General features: G+C 74.5%; 13 protein-coding genes and 3 pseudogenes. 12 read left to right on the top strand and 4 right to left on the bottom strand.

The window, feature by feature from the left end:
* Positions 1-112: 112 nt before the first annotated feature.
* The 3 genes from ACZ5GH_RS35630 to ACZ5GH_RS35620 all read left to right on the top strand — a co-directional run bounded on the left by ACZ5GH_RS35630 (position 113) and on the right by ACZ5GH_RS35620 (position 5,666).
* Positions 113-853: a hypothetical protein gene (locus ACZ5GH_RS35630; RefSeq protein ID WP_464336413.1), complete on the top strand. Its 741-nt coding sequence runs from the start codon at positions 113-115 to the stop codon at positions 851-853.
* A complete protein-coding gene (locus ACZ5GH_RS35625; RefSeq protein ID WP_464336412.1) occupies positions 850-2,334 on the top strand; it encodes a lanthionine synthetase C family protein in 1,485 nt (494 codons plus the stop codon). The genes ACZ5GH_RS35630 and ACZ5GH_RS35625 overlap by 4 nt, the downstream gene beginning before the upstream one ends.
* Before the next feature lie 149 nt (positions 2,335-2,483).
* Entirely contained in the window at positions 2,484-5,666 is a 3,183-nt protein-coding gene (locus tag ACZ5GH_RS35620) for a lantibiotic dehydratase (RefSeq protein ID WP_464336411.1), read from the top strand.
* 177 nt (positions 5,667-5,843) lie between these two features.
* Here the strand turns inward: ACZ5GH_RS35620 and ACZ5GH_RS35615 are convergent.
* Positions 5,844-5,960: pseudogene (locus ACZ5GH_RS35615) on the bottom strand (KPN_02809 family neutral zinc metallopeptidase); the annotation flags it as partial.
* 130 nt (positions 5,961-6,090) lie between these two features.
* On the opposite strand from ACZ5GH_RS35615, the pseudogene ACZ5GH_RS35610 reads away from it, so the two are divergent.
* The 4 genes and pseudogenes from ACZ5GH_RS35610 to ACZ5GH_RS35595 all read left to right on the top strand — a co-directional run.
* Positions 6,091-6,174 (top strand): annotated as a pseudogene (locus tag ACZ5GH_RS35610) (IS5/IS1182 family transposase); the annotation flags it as partial.
* 841 nt (positions 6,175-7,015) lie between these two features.
* Positions 7,016-7,435, top strand: a pseudogene (locus ACZ5GH_RS35605) (SbtR family transcriptional regulator); the annotation flags it as partial.
* Between the two features lie 283 nt (positions 7,436-7,718).
* Positions 7,719-8,510: an Imm21 family immunity protein gene (locus tag ACZ5GH_RS35600; protein ID WP_464336410.1), complete on the top strand. Its 792-nt coding sequence runs from the start codon at positions 7,719-7,721 to the stop codon at positions 8,508-8,510.
* Positions 8,494-9,288 carry a maleylpyruvate isomerase family mycothiol-dependent enzyme gene (locus ACZ5GH_RS35595; protein ID WP_387756067.1) on the top strand — a complete coding sequence of 265 codons (795 nt, stop codon included), beginning with the start codon at positions 8,494-8,496 and terminating at the stop codon, positions 9,286-9,288. The genes ACZ5GH_RS35600 and ACZ5GH_RS35595 overlap by 17 nt, the downstream gene beginning before the upstream one ends.
* Before the next feature lie 176 nt (positions 9,289-9,464).
* On the opposite strand, the gene ACZ5GH_RS35590 is transcribed toward ACZ5GH_RS35595, so the two are convergent.
* Entirely contained in the window at positions 9,465-11,654 is a 2,190-nt protein-coding gene (locus ACZ5GH_RS35590) for a HEAT repeat domain-containing protein (protein ID WP_464336409.1), read from the bottom strand.
* A gap of 123 nt (positions 11,655-11,777) precedes the next feature.
* Here ACZ5GH_RS35590 and ACZ5GH_RS35585 point away from each other — a divergent pair, with 123 nt between their 5' ends.
* Positions 11,778-14,309 carry an NACHT domain-containing protein gene (locus ACZ5GH_RS35585; protein WP_464336408.1) on the top strand — a complete coding sequence of 844 codons (2,532 nt, stop codon included), beginning with the start codon at positions 11,778-11,780 and terminating at the stop codon, positions 14,307-14,309.
* 105 nt (positions 14,310-14,414) lie between these two features.
* Here the strand turns inward: ACZ5GH_RS35585 and ACZ5GH_RS35580 are convergent, their stop codons facing one another.
* Positions 14,415-15,497 carry a methyltransferase gene (locus tag ACZ5GH_RS35580; RefSeq protein ID WP_464336407.1) on the bottom strand — a complete coding sequence of 361 codons (1,083 nt, stop codon included), beginning with the start codon at positions 15,495-15,497 and terminating at the stop codon, positions 14,415-14,417.
* A gap of 351 nt (positions 15,498-15,848) precedes the next feature.
* Between ACZ5GH_RS35580 and ACZ5GH_RS35575 the strand changes: the two genes are divergently transcribed.
* Entirely contained in the window at positions 15,849-16,199 is a 351-nt protein-coding gene (locus ACZ5GH_RS35575) for a hypothetical protein (protein WP_387756058.1), read from the top strand.
* 181 nt (positions 16,200-16,380) lie between these two features.
* Positions 16,381-16,848, top strand: coding sequence for a hypothetical protein (locus ACZ5GH_RS35570; RefSeq protein ID WP_387756056.1), 468 nt, complete (start codon positions 16,381-16,383; stop codon positions 16,846-16,848).
* 146 nt (positions 16,849-16,994) lie between these two features.
* On the opposite strand, the gene ACZ5GH_RS35565 is transcribed toward ACZ5GH_RS35570, so the two are convergent.
* Complete coding sequence (locus ACZ5GH_RS35565) at positions 16,995-17,843, bottom strand: SDR family NAD(P)-dependent oxidoreductase (protein ID WP_464336406.1); 849 nt, start codon at positions 17,841-17,843, stop codon at positions 16,995-16,997.
* A 104-nt stretch (positions 17,844-17,947) separates the two neighbouring features.
* On the opposite strand from ACZ5GH_RS35565, the gene ACZ5GH_RS35560 reads away from it, so the two are divergent.
* Positions 17,948-18,559, top strand: coding sequence for a CGNR zinc finger domain-containing protein (locus ACZ5GH_RS35560; RefSeq protein ID WP_387756052.1), 612 nt, complete (start codon positions 17,948-17,950; stop codon positions 18,557-18,559).
* A 132-nt stretch (positions 18,560-18,691) separates the two neighbouring features.
* Entirely contained in the window at positions 18,692-20,143 is a 1,452-nt protein-coding gene (locus ACZ5GH_RS35555) for an amidase (protein WP_464336405.1), read from the top strand.
* Positions 20,144-20,231: the final 88 nt, after the last annotated feature.

Raw genomic sequence — 20,231 nt, 5'->3', positions numbered from 1 at the left:
CCGACAATGGGAGGAGACACAGGACCGGGAGTGACGCACAGTCACGAAAAGCAGGACGTGGTTCCAGGACGCCGTAGCAGAACGGGACCCACCAGTAGCACCCGAGGTTGACATGGCCGGCAAGAACTCCGAACCCGATGGGACCGGTGGCATCGGCGACCGCCCCCAGGACGACTTCGTCGCGAGGAACCTGTCGGATCCCTCCGAACGGCCGGCCAGGACGCTGACGCTCAGCGGCCTGCTCGGCGACAGCGACCGCGCCGGGTTCCGGCGCCTGTACTTCAACACACAGCTCGACTACTACGCCGAGTTCGCCTCCGCCGACGTCCTGTCCGCGGACACCGTCCCGGGCGAGCGGCCGCCGTTCGTCGGACACGACGCCACCACCGTCACCCTGCGTCGCGACGCCACCGTCCACTTCACCCGGGTGCAGACGGCCGCCCCCGTGGACGAGTTCGACCTCGACCTGCGGCTGGGGCAGGGCCGCCCGCAGGGGGCGCTGCCCGTCGGACCGGACACCGTGCCGACCTGGGGCACCCTGCCGAGGACCTTCGGCGGCTGCGCCACCGACTTCCTGACCCGCATCGCCTGCGTCACCGACTTCGACTGTCCCACGCAGCTCAACACCCTGTGCGCACCGCGCACGTGCGTGGAGGACACGGTGCCCTTCGTCCGCTGCGCGGGCCCGTTCGAGACCCGCCACGGCTGCTTCACCCACGGCGGACAGACCTGCATCACCTGCGCGACCTGTGACACCTGCGTGACCTGCCGCGCGACCGCGTGCCCGGTGTGCGAACCCGACCCCGGGGAGTTCCACACCCGGGTGTGCCTGACCACCGGGTGCCCGGCATGACGGCACCGGGCACGACGCCGCCGCGCACGACGGCCACGGCAGCGGCAGGGGCGGCGGCGGTCGACGGCGGCTGGAGGCCCCGGCTGGGACCGGCGGCCGCGGCGCGCGCCCTCGACGCCGCCCGGCTGATCGCCGACCGGGCCACCAGCCCCCCGCGGGTCCGGGCGGCGGTCGAACTCGCCGCCCGGCAGAGCGCGTTCCCCGGCTCGGTGCACTGGGACCCGGTGTCGCTGGCCCAGGGCGACACCGGCCAGGCACTGCTCTGCGCCCAGCTGCACCGCTGCTTTCCCGACGAGGGCTGGGAGCGCACCGGGCACGCCCACCTGGCCAGCGCGGTGGCCGCGCTGGAGCAGCGTGGCGGCGCCGGGCCGAGCCTGTTCGGCGGGCTGAGCGGGGTCGCGTTCTGCGCCACCGTCCTGGGCGAGGGGCGCGGCTACCGGCGCCTGCGCCAGGTACTGGACGCCCCGATCGCGGCCGCGTGCCTGTCCGGGGCCGCGGCACTGCGCCGGCCAGGCGGCGTGCCGGTGTCGGCGTTCGACCTGATCTCGGGCCTCAGCGGCATCGCCGCTCCCCTGCTGGCGGCCGGGCCGCACCGCCCCGCGCACCCGGCACTGGCGCCGGTGCTGCGCGCGCTCGTCGGCCTGACCCGCCCCGGCGGCTCCGGCGGGAGCGTGCCGCCCTGGTACACCCCGGTGGCGCTGCTGCACGACGAGGAGCAGGCCCGCGCGTATCCGTTCGGCAACCTCAACTGCGGTCTGGCGCACGGCATCCCCGGTCCGCTGGCGCTGCTGGCGCTGGCCACCCGCGCCCGGGGCGCCGGTGACGCCGCAGGCGAGGACGGCGGGAACGGCGGTGGGGACGGCGCGGACCTCGGGGACGGGGTGGAGGGTCTGGAGGAGGCCGTGCGGGAGCTGGCCCGGTGGCTGCTGGCGCACCGGGCGGACGACGCGGCCGGGCCGAACTGGCCGGCCGCCGTGCCGCTCGTGGACGGCGGGCCGCTCGTGGACGGCGGGCCACATCTGCGCGAGGGCCGGGCGGGCTTCGCCACCCGCAGTGCGTGGTGCTACGGCAGCCCGGGTGTGGCCAGGGCGCTGTGGCTGGCGGGCAGCGCTCTGGGCGACGAGGAGCTGTGCCACCTGGCGGTACGGGCCATGGAGGCGGTCTACCGCCGGCCCGTCGCCGAGCGCCGCATCGACTCCCCGACGTTCTGCCACGGCGTCGCGGGTCTGCTGCAGGTGACGCTGCGCTTCGCCCACGACACCGGGCTGCCCGTGTTCACCCGGGCCGCCGCCGACCTCACCGAGCAGGTCCTGGCGCACGTCGATCCGGCGCGGCCGATGGGGATCGCGGCGGTGGAGCCGGCGGGCAACCTGGTCGACCAGCCCGGCTTCCTCGACGGAGCGGGCGGGGTCGCCCTCGTCCTGCTGGCGGCCGCCACCGACCAGGAGCCGGTGTGGGACCGCGCGGTGGCACTGTCATGACGAACCCGAACCCGGCCGCACCAGGCCCCGCCCCGGCCGCCCCGCCCCCCGGCCCCGCCCCCGCCCCCGCCCCCGCCCCGGCCACGGGCACGGCCGCCCCGGGTGCGGCGGCGCCGCGACACCGCCGGCGCGGGCGCGGGCGTGGCCCGTTGTACGAGCCGGCGCCCTGGCTGATCGTGCGCACCCCCCTGCTGCCCGTCCGCGGGCCGGGCGCCGCGACGGGCGAGCCGCGCGCCGCCCTCGCCGACCCGCGCGTGAGCCGGGCCCTGGCCGTGGGCAGCCCCGACCTGCTCGACGCCCTGCAACGGCCCGGGGCGAGCGCGCGCGACGCCGCGCGGGCCGAGCTGAAACTGGCCCGCTACCTGATCCGGATGAGCACCCGCCCCACCCCGTACGGGGCGTTCGCCGCGGTGTCCCTGGCAGGCTGGGGCGAACGCACCACGCTGTCGGTACGCAACGACGCCGACCGCCTGCGCACCCGTCCCGACATGGGCTGGCTGACCGAGCTCTGCCTGGCCCTGGACGAGGACCACGCCGCGCGCGCCGACAGCCTGTGGACGGCCGCCGCCCTCGCCGTCGAGCGCCACGGACGGCTCACCCTGGCCGACGGCCCCGGCGCCGACACCGGTTCGGTGCGCCTGACCACCGCCGTCCGCGAGGCGCTGCGCGCCGCCCGCCGGCCCGTCCCGTACGGGGTGCTGCGCCGGCACCTGCTGGAGCACACCGGCGGCAGCGCCGAGCAGGTGGAGCGGCTGCTGGAGGAGCTGTGGCGCCAGCGGCTGCTGGTCACCGACCTGCGGGCTGCGCTCACCTGCGCCGACCCGGCCCAGGAGCTGCGCGGCCGGCTCGCCGGACGCCCGGCCTGCGCCCCGAGCGCCGCCGCGCTCGGCGCGCTGCTCGCCGAGATGGCCGACCTCGACGGCGCCCCGGCGCAGGAGGCGCCCCAGCGGGTACGGGCCCTGGCCAGGCACGCCGAGGCCGTGCACCCGGCACGGGGGCCGGCCCTGCAGAGCGACCTGGCGAGGCCGGTGGGCGGCGAGCGGCTGGCCGCCGGGGTCGGCGAGGAGTGCGCCCGGGCGGTGGAACTGCTGCTGCGCCTGTCACCGCAGCCGCTGGGCGGCCCCGAACTGGCGGCCCACCGCGCCGCGTTCGTCCAACGCTACGGCGACGACCGGCAGGTACCGCTGCTGGAGCTACTGGACGAGCGCACCGGGATCGGCCCGCTGGCCCACGCGCACGGCGCCCGCCCCGCGCCGACGCCCGAGGCGGCCGCCCGGCGCGCGAACACGCTCACCGACCTGGCCCTGGGCGCCCTGCGGGACGGGCGGCGGGTGGTCGAACTGACCGACGCCCTGCTCGCCGACCTCCAGAGCCTCGACGCCGCGGCAGCGCCGGGATGCGCGCCGCTGTCGCTGGAGCTGTCCGCCTTCGTCGCCGCCGCCTCCCGCCGGGCCGTGGACCGCGGGGACTTCCTGCTCGTCGTCGGCCCCAACCTGGGCGCCAGCAGCGCCGGCCGCTCGCTGGGCCGCTTCGCCGACCTCCTCGCCCCCCAGGGCCCCGCGGCACTGCGCGCCCTGACCGAGGCCGAGGACCGGGCACGCCCCGGGACCGCGCCGGCCGCCGAGGTCGTCTACCTACCCGCCAGCCACCGGATGGCGAACGTGGTCGTACGCCCGGCCGTCACCGGCCACGAGATCGTCCTCGACGTACCCGCCGGAGTGAACGCCGAACACACCCTGACGCCGGACGACATCCTGGTGAGCGTCCACGACGACCGCTACCGGCTACGGTCCCGGCGCCTGGGCACCGAGCTGCGCCCCACCACGCGCCACATGCTCAACCCCCACCAGGCACCCGCGGTGTGCCGGTTCCTGGACGAGGTGGCCCGCGACGGCTCGCCCGAATTCGCGCCCTTCGACTGGGGCCCGGCAGCCGGTTTCCCGTTCCTGCCCCGGGTCCAGTACGGCCGCATCGTCCTCGCCCCCGCACGGTGGCTGCTGCGCCCCACCCCCGACGACGGCGCCAACAGCAACAGCAACGGGGACGGGGGCAGGGCGTTCGCCGCCCGGGTGGCCGCCTGGCGCGCCGCCTGGCACGTCCCGGCACGCCTGTACCTGACCATGGCCGACAACCGGCTGCTGCTCGACCTCGACGACCCCGGCCACGTCGAGCAGCTGCGTGCCGAGGCCCGCGGCAGCCGCGGAGCCGTACTCCTGCTCCAAGAGGCACTGCCCGACACCGCCCACGCCTGGGTGCCCGGCGCCGACGGCGTGTTCATGAGCGAACTCGTCGTCCCACTCGTCCTACGCCCGCAACCCACGCCGCGGCAGCCCGCGCAGCAGGCGCCCGTGGCGGAGCCCGCACCCGCACCGGCGCCCGTGCCGGTGGCGGTGCCGGTGGCGGTGGGCGGTGACGGCCTTCCGGTGCCGGTCCGCGAGCGGGTGCGCCTGCCGGGCAGCGACTGGCTGTTCGCCAAGTTCTACGGCGAACGCGACCAGGAGGACGCCCTGCTGGCGGGGCCGTTGAGGCGGCTGTGCGAGATGGCGGAGGTCTCCGGGCTGGCCCGGCAGTGGTTCTTCATCCGGTACGCGGACCCCGACCCGCACCTGCGCCTGCGCTTCCAGGGCGAGCCGGAGGCCCTGACCCGGTACCTGCTGCCGGAGGTCGCCCGCCTGGCCGCCGAACTCACCGACCAGGGCCTGGTCTCCCGGCTGGTCCTCGACACCTACGAGCGCGAACTCGAGCGCTACGGCGGGCCGGAAGGGACCGACGTCAGCGAGGAGGTCTTCTGCGCCGACAGCCGGGCCGTGATGCGGCTGCTCGCCGAAGCCGCAGCGCACCACCCCACCTCCCCGGGCTCCCCGGTGGACGGTGATCTGACCGAGCTGGCCGCTGTGAGCACCGACGACCTGCTGGCCGGGCTCGGCCTGGACGCCGCCCAGCGCCTGCGCTGGTACACCGAGCAGGCCCGACACTTCCCCGAGGTGGCCCGCCGCCAGGCCGGCGACGACTACCGGGTGCGCCAACGGCGCCTGCGCGACCTGCTCGGCACCCCGCAGGGGCCGGACCTGCTGGGCGGCGCGGTCGGGCAAATCCTCGCGCAGCGGCGGGCCGCGCTCGCCGGGGTCGCGGAGCGGCTGCGCGCGCTGGAGGACGCGGGGCACCTGTCCACCGGGCGCGAGCGGCTGCTGGACAGCTACGTGCACATGCACTGCAACCGGCTGCTGGCCCAGCGGCGCCCGGCCGAGGGACTGCTGGTCCAGCTGCTCCAACGCACCCACAAGGGCCTGAGCATGGAGCCCGTCCCCGCCCGCTCCGGCGGCCGCTCCTGACCGCAGACCCCGGAGCCGAGCCGGGGTTCTGGAGCGTGGCGGCGCAGAGGGTGTCGCACCGGGCGAGGCCGCCAGTGCGGCAGCCGGTGGTGAACCAGGCCTTGCGCCGCACTCGCCGGGGCCGTGGGTCCAGGCCTCGCGGTCGATCCGCCCGGTGGCCTGCTGCTGGATGCGGTCGTCGCCGACGGCGGCGGCTGTTTCCAGGCCCTGGGCGATGTCCTGGTCGGGGAGCGAGGCGGTCAACAGACGGCCGGTGGAGGCCTGCGCGGTGGTGGCCGCGTGGTGCGCCCACATCCCCGCGTAGCAGTCGGCCTACAGTTCCAGGCGCACCGCGCCGCTGATGGCGCCCTGTCTCAACAGCGGCTGTACTGCATCGTCCACTGCCTCGGCGCGTTCCACCCTCGAAGCCGCCTCATGTCCGCAGCCGGGCGTGGAACGGCTGTGGATCGTCGACGGCGCCCTGCGCCCGGTCCGCGACCGAACCGTGGGGGCCTCCAACCGCAACTTCCACGTCCGGCAAGCGGAGCCAGACTTCGGAGAAAGCCAGGCCGTGGTCATCGGTCACCACCCCGCACGGGCAGCCCAACGTGATCGAACGCCAATCGCACCCGACCGTCCACGGGCCGTCCGTCTCCCCGCAGCCCGGGCATGCGGCGGTCGTCGCCGTCCGCACCCCGGCGGCGGGCTTGCCGTAGTGGCGGAAGCGGCCCGCGTACCGAACCCGCCAGGACGGGACCGGCGGTGCGGACGGAAGAACCCCGGCCGGGCACGTCGTGGTGGCCAGGGTCGTGAACAGCGCGGTCAGGGCGGGGAGCAGCGCCTCACCGGCGTCGGTCGGTGCTGCCCCTGCGTCCGACAGCTGCGGTGCGGCGGTCCCGTACCTGGGGGCTGGTGCCGCACCCGGCGGGTTCGGATAGGCGTGCCACGGCAGTAGGGCGCGGGCGACGCCGGCCAGGAGCGCCACGGTAGGCGGGCTGACGGCGCCCGCGTCGAGGTGGTGCAGCGTGGTGCGCAGGATGCGCTGCAGGCGCCGGTCCCGGTCCTCGGCCCGCGTCAGCGCGTTGCCGCCCCGCCGGGTGGGGAGCGGCGCGCTCAATCGGGCCAGGACGGCCGACGCTGCCTCGGCGTCCGCCGGGGCGGGATACCACCGGCCGGCGGTCAGGAGCCGCTGGGCCCGCCCGGTCTCCCGCACGAGGGCCCGCGTCGGCAGGACGCCCGCGCTGGTCCCGGGGCCGAAGGCAGGAACCACCGTGCGGGTGTCGTCTCCGCTCCTCACAGCGCCCCCTGTCCCCGTGCCCCGCCGTACAGGAGGATTCCATCACGCGGGCGCGGTGACGGACGCCCCCGAGCTGCTGCGGCACTTCCCGACGCGCGAGGCGCTCCTGGAGGGCCTGCTCCACGCGAGCTTCGGCGACCTGACGACCAGAGCGAGCGAGCTCGAGGCAGCGCACATGGCCGAGGACGCTCTCGTCTCCTGGGTGCGCGACTGCGTCGCCTGGACGACCGAGTACCGAGGGGTGACCGTACTGATGGCGGCAGCCATCGAGGACCCCGAATCCGCCCTGCACGCCTCGTGCGTCACCCTGCGTGCGGCCGGTGCCCGGCTCCTCACCCAGGCCCAGGCCGCCGGCGCGGCCCGGAACGACATCGACGGCGATGACCTCTTCGCCTTGATAGCCATGCTCGCGTGGGTCGGTGACCAACCCGCGCTCGCACCGCGCGCCAACCGCCTCGTCGACCTCGTCACCAGCGCTGTTCTGGCGCGCGCGGACGGGCTGCGGCGGGTGCGAACGAAGGTACTCCTCGAACGCCGCCGGATTCTGGACCCAGGTCCGCATCCGCGGAGAGAGCGGGAGGTCCTGGCGCGTCACCGCCCTTCCCTCATCCCGGGCCAGGGCCATCGCGGTGACCCCGCCGGCCACAACCAGAACCCCACCCAACGCCAACAGGACCGTCCCCGCACGCCCCACGGCCATCCTGGACTCCCTCCTCCCACTCAGGCAGTGGCCCTCGGGTTCCCGGCTTGTCACCGATCAGCGGCACACTGCACGCATGAGTACCGATCCGCATGACGTCCGGATGTCCCTCGATCTGACCTGGGTCGAATCCATGGGTGGTCCGATGGTCGTCGTCCCGCTGTCCGCACTGCAGCACTGGGGTGGCTGTACCGAGGGCGACGTGGTCACCGGTGACAGCGACCAGCCCGACGACTACGACCGGGCCTGCGAGGTCGAGGGCCTGGCCGAGGCGATCGGCCTGCGCGGTCACAGCGACGCCTCCGCGCTGGTGCTGGGCGACGAACCCGCCACCACCTGCTACCTGCCAGGGCCGAGGGTCTTCATGCGCTGGCTCGCCGCCGACTCCGACGCCGAGCTGCTCGCCGCCACCGAAGCCGCGCTGGACGACCCGGCGACACCGTGGGAGGAGTGCGGCCTCTGGGAGACCGACGGGCCGGCGGTCCTCATGGACTCGGCCGAGGCCGGCAGGAACCTCGGCATGCCCTACCCGGACGGCAGCGGCGAGCCGGAACAAGTCCCCGTCCCCCCTGCCCGCGGGACGCTGGAGAGTCCGCGCGTTCCAGAAGACCGGCGCCGACTCCCCCTGGATCAGCGTGGTCCAACTCCTGCCGCAGGCCGACGGTCTGTCGACGACAACTCCGTGACCCGAACACCAGGCGCGCACCCGCAACCCGGGGAAGGACGGTCACGGACGGCTGGACGGTTCGGCGTGGCCCCCGGCGCCCGTCGGGCGGCCGGCCGGCCGGTGGCGACAGGCGAGCGGGAAAAATCGCTGTCCGATCGCCGGAGCGCGGTGATAGACATCCGGCGTGGAAAAGAATCTTGAGTTCCCCGACCTGCTGCGACTGATCGATGAGCGGTCGACCGCCTTCCGCGCCGTGGTGGCCGCCGCGCCCGGTCTCGACGCGGAGGTGCCGAGCTGCCCCGGGTGGACGCTGTTCGATCTGGTGAAGCACCTGGGTGGGGGAGACCGGTTCTGGGCCGCCATCGTCGGCGCGGGGCCGGCCGACGCTCCCCCGGCCGAGGCCGCCGCCGCGCGCGCCGCGCTGGAGCTGCCGCGGGAGCGTGAGGCCCTGCTGGCCTGGCTGGACGCGTCGACGCAGCTCCTGCTGGGCGCCCTGCGCGAGGCGGGACCGGAGAGCGGTTGCTGGACGTGGTGGCCCGCGTCGCAGTCACCGCGGACCGCCGGCGGAGTCGCCCGGCACCGCGTCCAGGAGACCGCGGTGCACACCTACGACGCCCAGCTCGCCGGGGGCGCCCCGCAGCCGCTGCCGGTCGAGCCGGCACTCGACGGTGTGGAGGAGTTCCTGTTCACCGTCTGCGCGACGCCGAGCGCCTGGCCGCACAAGCCGACGGCCTTCGACTTCCACGCCGCCGAGGGCCGCTCCTGGCGCCTCACCGTCGACGGCGACGGTGCACGCGTCACCCGCGTCCCCGCGCCCACCGCCGGCGAGGACTCGGAGGCGGCCGGCGCCGCCGTCCACGGCACGGCCAGTGAGCTGGTCCTCTACCTGTACGACCGGATCCAGGCCGAGTCCTTGCACGTTGACGGCGACGCAGGGCTGCTCGACCTGCTCCGTGCCTGGGAGCCGGAGGAGAAGTAGGACGTAGCGGGGGCGGCCGGCCGCGCCTCGACCCGGTAGGACGCGACTCCTCGCCTGGTTCGTCCGGCGCGGCACCGGGTTCAGACGGTTCCGCGTCGAGGCCGGCCTCGGCCGGGGCCGCGCTCCCGTCCCACGAATCCGTCCTACACCCCGTCACGGTGGTTGCGGTGCCGTCCTCAGGCTGCCCGGTCGATGACGGCCCGGCCGGCCCGCTGCAGTGCCTCGTCGTCCTCGACGCTCCCGAAGAAGCCGCCGCTTCGGCGGGCGAGGGCGAGTTCGGCGTGGATCCGTGGCAGGGCGGGTGCGGCGGCGGGGCCCATCCGCTGCAGGCAGTCCATGACCGGGCCTGCGGTGGAGTCGTTCTCCTCCCATGCCTCCAGCAGCACGGCCAGGACGGCCGCGGCCTCGGCCGGGCCGCCGATGTCGTGGATCGCGGCGGCGGCGTGCACCCGCGTCCGGACGTGGCCGGCTTCGGACAGCTGCCGCAGCCGGGGCAGTGCCGGGGCCGCCGGCCCTCCGATCCGGCCGAGGGCGTCGGCGGCGTCGCGGTCCTTGCCGGTGTCGAGCAGGGCGGTGAGCCGCGGCACGGCATCGGTGGGGTCGCACTCGATGTCCCACAACGCCTTCACGGCTGCGAAGCACAGGTCCGGGTCCTCGGCTTCGGCGAGCGGCCGGACCGTCTCCAGCGCCGGCGTGGCGCCGGTGCCGAGGGAGCCGAGCGCCCGGAGGGCCGCGCCGGCGGTCTGCCACTGCTCCCGCTCGACGGCGGTGGCCAGGGCCGTGGTGAGCGCGGGTACGGCCGCCGGGTCGCCGAGCCCGTTGAGGGCGGCCATCAGCGCGGTGGCGGATCCCCAGGGCCAGGAGAAGTCCGCGTCGGCCAGGCGCCGGGTCACCCTCGGCACCAGTTCCCCGGCGGCCTGCGGGAGGTGGCCGACGACCTGCAGGGCGCGCCAGTCGTCGGTGCCGGTGTCGAGCGCCGACAGCAGGCTGGGCAGGGCCCGCTCGTCGCCGAGGCCGGCCAGCGCCGTCACCGCCTGCTGGTGGGCCCGGCGCAGCAGCGGGTGCCGTGCGGCCCAGACGTCCGGGCCGTGGGTGGTGCGGTGTGCTTCGACGAGTGCGGCGAGGGCTTCGCGCGCGGGTTCGGCGAGGGCGGCGGGGAGCTTGCCGAGGGTTTCGGCGGCTTCGGCGGCGGTGTACGGGTCGTCGGGGAGCAGGCAGTCGGCGAGCAGGCGGACGAGGCCGGTGTGGTCGCCGCGCCAGGAGCGGATCAGGTCCCAGGTCATGGCGATGGCGTCGTAGCGCACGGCCGCGTCGGGGGTGCGGAGTTGGGCGGTGAGCAGGGCGGTGCGCTCGGGCACCCGGGCGTCCAGGACCCGGTGGAGGGTGGTCAGCAGTTCGGTGGTGGGGGCGTGGACGCGGCCGTGGCGGTCGAGGTCGGCGAAGACGGCGGCTATCTGCGGCGGGACTCCGGGATCCGGCGCCGGCTCGGTGGCGATGTCCGCGCAGGCGCACTGCCCGCAGTCCGCCGGTCGGGCCTCGTCCCGGTCCTCGTCCCGGTCCTCGGGCTCGGGATCGGGCTCGGGATCGGGCCCGGAAGCGGCCGCGTCCCCGTCCTCGGGTGCCGGTTCGAGCGTGAGCTGCTGGAGCAGACCCGTCGCCGTCGGGACGAGGCCGTCGTCGACCGCCTCCGGCGTGCAGGCGGCCCGGTGGACGAGGGCGGCGAGCCGGATGTCGGCGTCCGGCGCGGGGTCGGCCGTCAGGGAGGTGAGCCAGGTCGTCACCGGGCCGAGCGCGGCCGGCAGTCGTCGGGCCAGCGTCGCGGCCGCCTCGATGACCAGGAGCCGCTCCACGGTGCCGGTCTCGGCCGCCAGCCGTTCGCGCAGCAGGGCGAACGCCCGGTCGGCGTCGTCGAGGAACAGCCCCAGGGCCGGGACGGCGGCCTGCCGCACCTGCGGCTCCGGATCCGCCGCGTACCGGACGAAGTCCTGGATGCGATCGCGCAGTTGAGGCACGACATCCGCGTAGGGCGTCGACGCGTGACCGGACGGGCCGTAGTAGACGCCGTCGGGGTCGCAGTCCAGCGCCGCGCGTCCGATGCTGAGCAGGAGCCGCAGGACAGCCGCGCGGTCGGGCACCTGGGGGTCGCCGGCGAGCGCGAAGAGGAACGGCAGGCTCGCTGCCGTGCAGGAGTAGACGTCGCCCTGGTGGTGCACCGAGCTGGAGAAGCTGCTGAACGCCCGCTCCCGGACGTCGGCGTCCGGCGAGGCCATCTGCTCCAGCCACAGCGGGACTTCGTCCGCCGGGCCGTAGGCGTGCCCCATGGACGACCAGTCGACGCGGTCGAGGCCCTCAAGTCTGTCGATCACGGATCGCACAGTGGCACGAGGCACTGACACTGCCGGGACACCGCCACCAGCGCACAGCGGGTCGGATCGGCGATTCCCCACACCACCCGTCCCGCGCGTCCGCCGGTCTGACAGCATGTCGGCGTGATCGGAGAGGTGCACAACCACAGCGAGGGATCGCCGGGGAACGTGGTCCAGGCGGGGAGCATCGGCGCCGTCTACCTCGGCTCCGCCGCCGCTCCTCGGCAGGGAGAGCCGGTCCCCGCCGACGCCGGGGAAGCCGCCCTGGACGGGCTGGCCCGCGAGGTCCTGGAGCAGTGGCGGGACGAGGCCAACGTCCGCGGGCTGCGGGAGCGGGTGCCGATGGCGGTCCCGTGGGAGCTGGAGCCGGCCCATGGGAGCGACTCGACCTCGGCGCTGCCCGAACAGCTCGCGTTCGAGGACGTGGTCGCTCGCCTCCGGGCACTCACACCGCACCAGTTGGTGGTGACCGGACCGGGCGGGGCGGGGAAGTCCTCCCTCGTCGTGCTGATCGTGGTCGAGCTGTTGGAAGCCAGAGCCGCGGTCCCCGGCTCACGGGACAGCGTCCCGGTCATCCTGTCGATGTCGGACTGGGAGCCGGGGACCAGCATCCAGGACTGGGTCGTCCGGCGTATCGGCGAGGACTACGGGCAGCTCGTGGCGGGCCTGGATCGGCCCACCGTCGAGTCCCTGGTGCGAGGCCGTCGGATCGTTCCCGTGCTCGACGGCTTCGACGAGCTGCTGCCGCTGGCCCGTGGCAACGCGGTCGAGGCGCTGAAGCGCGCGCTCGGCACGACGGACCCCCTGGTCCTGACCTCCCGCCCGGAGACGTACCAGCACGCCGTGGACGACTCACCGGTGCTGCGCGGTGTGCCCGTTCTGCGCGCCCTCCCCGTCCCGCCGCAGGCCGGCAGGGCCTACCTCGCCCAGATGTGCCACCGGGAGCGCCTCGGCGCCTGGCAGGCGCTCTTCGACGCGATGGAGAGCGACCCCGAGGGTCCGGTCGCCACCGCCCTGTCCTCTCCGCTGATGCTCTGGCTCGCGGCGACGGTGTACGCGCCGAAGGCCTCCGATCCCCGGGACCTGCTCGATGCGACGCGGCTGCCCGCACGGGCGGACATCGAGGGCCACCTCCTGGACGGGCTGATCCCGGCCGTCTGCGCACAGGGGCCGCGACCGTCCTACCTTCCCGGGCCGGTACACCGCTGGAGGTCCGACCGCGCGCCCGCGTACTTCCGCTTCCTGGCCGACGACCTGCACCGCCGACGCACCCACGACATCGCCTGGTGGCAGCTGCGGAGCCTGCTGACCGAGCCGGGCGTCTGGGGCTCCGTCGTCCTCGTCGTGGTGGCCGCCTGCGGCACCGCGGCCGGCTACGCGATCGCGGGACTGGCCGCCCTCCTCGGCGCCGCTCCCCCGCGACCCGGGATCGGGATCCCGGAGGTGGGCCAGGCGCTCGGGGCCGTCACGGCGATGGCCGTCATCGCCACGGCGCTCGGACGGGTCTTCACCCGGCACCTGTTCAGCGGCTTCGACAACCGCCCACGACGGCCGGCCACCGGAGCCGGCGGACGGCTCCTTCTGGCCGCGTCGGCCGCTGCCACGACGGCCGTCGGCGCGGCCCTGCCCGGCACCACGTCGGCGACCCTGTGCGTCTTCCTCCTCCCCGTCCTCTCCGGCGTCCTCCTGACCCGCTCGACCGAGTTCGACATGGCCGCCAGGCCGAGGCAGCTGCTGCGCGACGAGCGCAGGATCGCCCTGGACGAGGCCGCCCTGGTCGCCCCCGCCGTCGCGGGCACCTCGCTGGCGTTCTTCCACTGGCTCAACGGCGATCCGCTGCTCATCGGCGGCGCCCTCGTCGTCAGCTGGTCGTGCTCGGCCGCGGTGCTGATCGCCCTCAGCCGGTGGGGCCGCTGGACCGCCACGCGCCTCGTCCTGGCGGGGAGGCGACGTCTGCCCCGGGACGTACTGGGCTTCCTGGAGGACGGCCGCCGGTCGGGCGTGCTGCGGCGGGTCGGCGGGGTCTACCAGTTCCGGCACGCCGAGCTGCGGTCGCGGCTCACCGGCGGGGCACCGGGCGGGGCGCCCGACGACGGGGCGGGGCCGCGCGAGGTGGTGCTCAGGAGCAGCGTGCGGAGTCTCGGGGCCCTGCGGGCGCTGGCGTTCGATCTGCTGGTGCCGGTCGTCGTGTTCCTCCTGGTGGTCTCCCCGATGTCCTCGGGATCGGGTTTCCGGGGCGACTGGCACCGGACCTGGCTGCTGCTCGTACGCCACTGGTCCGCCCTGCTCGGCGTGCTCTGCGTCCTCGTCCTCGGGGCGCTGGCCCTGCGGGCGGTCGCGACGCGACTGCGGATCGACGACGAGGGCGTGGAGCTCGACGGTGGCCGCAGGCTGCGGCTGCGCTGGGACGACGTGGCGGAGGTACGGGTGCTCAGGATCCGGTCCCACCGGAACAGGGACACCGGCTCCCTCGTACTGATCAGCTCGTACTACCTCGTGATGAAGCCGGTGCCCGGACGGGAGCCGCCGCGCTCCCGTACGACCTCGGACGGCTGGGTCCGGGTGTGGGAGCTGGGCCCGACCGAGGTGGTGCCGCTCGACCTGGACATCGCGCTGACCCGGTTCGCCGGCGACCGCTGGCGCCGCGACGCCTGAGACCTGGCGCCTTCGTCGGTGAGGCGGCGGCCTATCCTCGCCCCCGCCACCGCCGTCCGCAGGCCGGCGGTGGCGGTGACGGGGGCGGGGAGGCGGCGGCACGGCTCAGGCCGCGACCGCCTCGACCACCGACAGGACCGTCGGCGTGGGGAGGATGCGGGACAGCCGCAGGCCGGCTGCGGAGAAGAGCTGGGCGAAGTCCGTCTCCGTGCGTTCGCGGCCGGTGAGGGAGGCCATCATCATCAGGTCCAGGGCCTTGGACTGGTGGGGGCCGTTGCCCCGGGGGACGACGGCGTCCAGGACCAGGACCCGCCCGCCGGGGCGCAGGGCGCGGCGGCAGTGGCCCAGGATCGTCGCGCACGCGTCGTCGTCCCAGTCGTGGCTGATCCGCTTGAGCAGGTACGCGTCGCCGGGCGGGACGGCGGTGAAGAAGTCGCCCTCCGCCAGGGACCAGCGCCCCGCGAGCTCCTTGTCCGCGTCCAGCCGGTGGCCCGCCAGGACGTGGGCGCGGTCGTACAGGACGCCCTCCAGCCCGGGGTTGCGGCGCAGGACCTCCGCCAGGAGGCCGCCGTGACCGCCGCCGACGTCCACGACCGTTCCCGTTCCGGGGAGTTCGCACACGGCCGCGATCGGCGCGTTCTCCGGGTCCGACATCGCCGCCATGCCGACGTGGAAGACGGCGGCGGTCCGCTCGTCCTGGGCGAAGTGCTCGAAGAACGGCATCCCGAAGATGGCGTCGAACGCCGTGGTCCCGTCGGTGAGGCAGCGGGACAGTTCGCCCGCCGGGCGCCACATGGTGCGGTCGGTGAGCATCTGGACGGCCGTGCGCGCGGAGTACGGGACGTCGCTGCGCAGGGCCTGTCCGGCGTCGGTCAGCGTGAACCGCCCGTCCTCGTCCTCCGCGACCACGCCCCTGGTGGCGAGCAGGCGCAGCACCCGGTGGAGGCTCTGGGCGTGGGTGCCGGTCACGGCGGCGAGTTCGGCCGGCGTGGCGGGGCCGTTCCCGAGGTGGTCGGCCACGCCCACGTCGGCGGCGGCGCGCAGGGCCGCGGGGAAGAGGAAGCCGAGGGCCTCGTCGACGAGGAAGGCGCTGGAACGGCGGAGCCGGGCGTCCTGGGCGCTGCCGGCGGACGCCTCGTCAGCACCGGCGGCGCCGTTGCCGCCGGCCTCGTTCTTCTCCTGGCGCATTCCGATTCCCTTCTCGAATCCGTGGTTGCGCTTGGGACCGTGCCCGGACACGGCCACCGCGAAGCCTGGTTTCACCCGCTGCCCCGTTCCCTCCCCCGGCGCCGTGTCCGGGGACAATCCGGGTTGTCCGCTGCTCACCTGGGCCGCGACCGCTCTCGCGGCCGGACAATCCCGTGTTCCTCCACAGTGGGAAGTCCACCGGGTCCTCGGACGAGGATCTCGCCGCGATCAGGAGGCACCTCGCGCCACCAGCGCGAGCGAGCCCCGCCGGGCCGCCCGGTTCAACCGGCAGTACACGCCACTTCGGAAGGGAATCCGTCCGTGATTCGTCTACGCACCCGCCTCGCGACCGTGACCGCAGTCCTCGCGCTGGGCGCCGGCGCCGTCGTGGCGGCCGCGCCCGCCGCCAGCGCCAAGTCGAGGTGCTGGGAGGACATCGTCACGGCGATGGACTACACCGGCCAGGCGATCTCCGTCTCCAACCAGGGGAATCTGAACGGCGCCTGGGACCTCTCCGGCTACGCCCTGAACTACCTCAGCACCGGGAGCTGTGAGGCCTCCCCGGTCATCGTGGACGTCGACGACGCCAGGTACAGCCTCCGTCGCGGCCAGGACGAACTGTCCTGGGGGGACGGGGAGAGCGCCACCATCAAGTTCCGGGCCGCGTACGCCTCGTTGGAACAGGCGAGTCACACCGCCTGAGCAGGTCGGCAGGGGAAGGTCGACAGGGGGCAGGGCCGACGGTTTCCATTCCGTCCCCACCGGGCGAGCAGGCTCTCCTCCGGCCCCGGCCCCGGCCGCCCGCGTCGCACACCCGGTGCCACTGCTGGAACCACCGCCTGCCCGGCGGCGGGAAGCCCCACGACGAAGGGTCTGAACTCCCGTGCAAAGCAAGCGAATCATCTCAGCGCTGACGGTCTCCGCAGCGCTGGCCGGCCTCGTCGTCGGCACCGCCGGCGAAGCCGGCGCCTACCCTCAGGTGAACCTCTGCGGCAGCTCGTACGGCTCACTGAAGCAGTACCCGATCGTCGACGACCACAACGGCCGCCGCGTGGGGTGGATCGACACCTACTACAGCAGCAGTACCGGCAAGAACTGCGCCATCGCCCGAGGCGACGACACGCAGGCGAAGGACTTCTCGAAGATCACCGTCTCCATCAAGACCACCAGTCAATCCGGCTGGGCGCAGGAGGACGGCGAACTGCAGTACTACACCAAGTACGCGGGGCCGGTGTACGTCTACGCCCCGGGCAGCACGTGCATCGATGTGTACGGCTTCTTCTTCTACCGGAACGGCGACGACGAGGTTCTGAGTCGCGCCAACGGTGGCGGCACCGGGCTGCGCTGCTGAGGGCGACGTCAGGGGAGTCCTGACCGGGTGCCGTCCGGTCGGGTTCGCCGGTCGCCGGCCCTGACGTCGCACCGGATGAGTCGATCGAGGACCTCGCCGCCGAGGGGCCCCGGCTGTCAGCGCCGGGGCCCCTGCGGGCGGTGCGGTCACCTGTCGACGGCGTCGGTCACGTGGTTCCAGTCGTCCAGGTCCGCGGTGCGGGCCTCCAGGGCGGTGCGGATGCCGGTGGCGCCGGAGGTGCCGAGGGCCAGGCGCAGCGGGGGGTTGGGGCTGTCGACCGCGGTTCGGATGCCCTCGGCGATCCGGGCGGCGGAGGAGAACGCGGACGCGGGCAGTTCGCCGATGCCCTTCTGGACCTCGCGGACGGTCCGGTCGTAGTCGTCGAGGCCGGCCGCGACGTCGAGCTTGGACAGGAAGGGGGTGGCGGTCATCCCGGGCTGGATGATCGTGACCCTGATGCCGAGCGGTGCGACCTCGGCCGCCAGCGCGTCCGACAGGCCCTCGACCGCGTACTTGGTCGCGGCCAGCAGTCCCACGCCGGGGTGGGCGGACTGTCCGTAGACCGACGAGCCCTGGAGGACGTGCCCGGACCGCTGGGCGCGGAGCACCGGCAGCGTCGCGCGGAGCACGTTGAGCACTCCGAAGACGTTGGTGTCGAACACGGCGCGGGCCTGCGGGTCGGAGGCTTCCTCGACGGCTCCGAACAGTCCGTAGCCCGCGTTGTTGGCCACCACGTCGATGCGGCCGAACCGCGTGAGCGTGCGCTCCACCGCTTCCCGTACGGCCCGCTCGTCACGCACGTCCGTGGGGATCAGGAGCAGGCGGTCGCGGTGCGCCTCGGTCAGTTCGTCCAGGGCGGTGGTGTCGCGGGCGAGCGCCGAGACGGCCTCGCCGTTCTCCAGCGCCTGGAGGGTCAGCTCACGGCCGATGCCGGACGTCGCGCCGGTGATGAGCCATGTGCGGGGCTGGGCCTGCTGGTTCGATGTTCCGTTCATGTTGCGACCGTAAGCCGTTAGCTCATAACGCGTCAAGCGACCTGGCGCCGAGCGTTGCCCGTTAGTCCGCTTAGCGCCTCTTCCGGCTCCTGTAGGATGGGGCGATGAGCAGTGCTGCGGCCGGATCCGCGAAACCCAGCCCGCGCACCGTCGTGCCGACGGTGGAGACCGTGCTCGCGTTCGTGAACACGCGCGCGGACGGGGCCGGACGGCGGGAGCTGTTCGGCGACGGGGACGCGTTCGCGGCATGGCTCGCGGAGCACCCCGAGTTCGGCGACGAGACCGTGGCGACCGATGCCGACGCCGCGGCCGCCCGCGAGCTGCGCGACGCCCTGGTGACCCTGCTGCTCGCGCACTCCGGCGACGAGGAGAGCCTCGGCGAGCCGCTGCAGCACGCCGAGCGGCACCTGCGGCGCGCGGGCGCGCTCTACCCGCTGGCGACGGTGGTCACGGCCGGTGGCGTCGCGCTGGCGTCACCGCAGGCAGGGGTGCCGCGCGTGTTCGGGACCGTACTGGCCGCGGTGACGACCTTCGCGCAGACCGGCGACTGGGGACGCATCAAGGCGTGCCGCAACCCGCCGTGCCATTTCGGCTTCTTCGACCGCACCCGCAACGGGGCGGGGCTGTACTGCAGTACCGGCTGCGGTTCCCAGGTATCCATGCGCAACTACCGCCGCCGGCAGCGCCGGGAGGGCGACGCGCCGCCCGAGGCGTGAGGCGCGACTCCCCGGTCGGCCCACCGCGCGCCCCGGGTTCCGCCTGGCGGAGACGAAGGGCATTGACGCACCAATCCTGTTGTCCGAAACGGTATTTCGTGCCCTTCGCCGCAGGCCGGTACGGTCCGACGCATGGAGTGGAGCTTTCAGACGGCCGAACGACTCGCGGCCGCTTTGCGTGCTGGTGAAGTGACCTCGGCGGAACTGACCGACGAGGCGATCGCCCGGATCGAGCGGGACGACGAGGCGATCAACGCGATCTGCGTGCCGGACTTCGACCGTGCCCGGGCCGCCGCGCGCGGGGCCGACCAGGCGCGCGCCCGCGGTGAGGACCGGCCGCTGCTCGGCATACCGGTGACGGTCAAGGAGTCCTACGACGTCGCCGGGCTGCCCACGACCTGGGGCATGGCGCCGCACCGGGACCACCTGCCCGCCGAGGACGCGGTGCAGGTGTCACGGCTCAAGGCGGCGGGCGCGGTGGTGCTCGGCAAGACCAACGTGCCCGTGGGGCTGCAGGACATACAGAGCTTCAACGAGATCTACGGCACCACCAACAACCCGTGGGACCACCGTCGTACGTCGGGCGGGTCCTCCGGCGGTTCGGCGGCGGCCCTGGCGTCCGGGTTCGGCGCGCTGTCCATCGGCTCCGACCTCGCGGGTTCGTTGCGCACCCCCGCGCACTTCTGCGGCGTCTACGCCCACAAGCCGACGCTCGGGCTGGCGGCAAGCCGCGGCATGGTCCCGCCGCCCGGGCCGGCCCTGCCGGTCGAGCACGACCTGGCGGTCGTCGGTCCGATGGCGCGCAGTGCGCGCGACCTCACGCTCCTGCTCGACGTCATGGCCGGACCGGACCCGCTGACGCACGGTGTGGCGTACCGCCTGACGCTGCCGCCCGCGCGCCACGAACGGCTGCGCGACTTCCGGGTCCTGGTCCTCGAGGAGCATCCGGTCATTCCGACCGGGTCGGCCGTGCGGGCGGGTGTGAACCGGGTGGCCGACGCGCTCGTGGACGGCGGTGCCCGCGTCGACCGGGGCAGTCCACTGCTGCCCGATCTGACCGAATCCGCGCTGCTCTACACGAAGTTCCTGTTCTCGGGCTCCGTCGCGCGCTTTCCCGTCGAGACGTACGAGCAGGTGCAGGCCGGCGCTGCCGAGCTGAGCGCGGACGACCAGAGTCTCGAGGCGAGGCTGCTGCGCGGCATGGTGCTCAGCCACCGCGACTGGATCGAGGCGAACACGCGCCGCGAGCTGCACCGCCACGGCTGGCGGCAGCTGTTCGCCGAGTACGACGCCGTGGTGTGCCCCATCACGCCCACTCCCGCGTTCCCGCACGACCACGACCCCGATCCGAGGGAGCGCCGGCTCGACATCGACGGCGTCGCGTACCCGTACTTCGACCAGCTCGTCTGGGCCGGTCTGGCCACCATGCCCGGCCTGCCCTCCACCGCCGTACCAGCGGGCCGGTCCCCCGAGGGCCTGCCGGTGGGAGTGCAGATCATCGGTCCGATGTTCGAGGACCGCACCCCGCTGCGGCTGGCCGAACTGCTCGAGCAGAGGATCGGCGGCTTCCAGGCACCGAGGTAGCGGCGTCCCACAGCGGCTTCCTCGCTGCCGGGGCCGCCGACCGGTGGCAAAGCGCAGGCAAAGTACGATCAGCGGGCTCGCGTGCCCG

The sequence above is a fragment of the Kitasatospora sp. Xyl93 genome, from assembly GCF_055383135.1.
The sequence above is the reverse complement of the archived record's forward strand: the minus strand, read 5'-3'. Positions and strand labels throughout refer to the sequence as shown.